Origin of the sequence: Acrocarpospora pleiomorpha (genome assembly GCF_009687885.1) — a bacterium.
Taxonomy (GTDB): domain Bacteria; phylum Actinomycetota; class Actinomycetes; order Streptosporangiales; family Streptosporangiaceae; genus Acrocarpospora; species Acrocarpospora pleiomorpha.
The window spans coordinates 1901-2298 of record NZ_BLAF01000138.1; the positions used below are offsets into that span (position 1 = coordinate 1901).

Genomic DNA, 398 nt, shown 5'->3' on the forward strand with positions numbered 1-398 from the left:
CCCTACATGCTTACCCCGGGAACAACCATCGCCCGGGATGGGCTACCTTCCTGCGTCACCCCATCGCTTACCTACTACCAGATCAGGCCGAGCGTTCACTAGGCCGCGACCCGAAGGCCACAGCTTCGCTAGGACTCTTAGTATCACTGGATTCGATATGGGCGCATCACAGCGGGTACGGGAATATCAACCCGTTGTCCATCGACTACGCCTGTCGGCCTCGCCTTAGGTCCCGACTTACCCTGGGCGGATTAGCCTAGCCCAGGAACCCTTGGTCATCCGGCGCAGAAGTTTCCCACTTCTGAATCGCTACTCATGCCTGCATTCTCACTCGTGCCGCCTCCACAACTGGATCACTCCGCCGCTTCACCGGCGACACGACGCTCCCCTACCCATCC

At 59.8% G+C, this 398-nt stretch carries 1 other annotated feature (cut by both window edges).

The features are described from left to right. Positions 1 to 398 (reverse strand) — a sequence feature (mutual gap in cmsearch alignment for this rRNA model is longer than 100) (it extends past both window edges: 1883 nt to the left, 1645 nt to the right).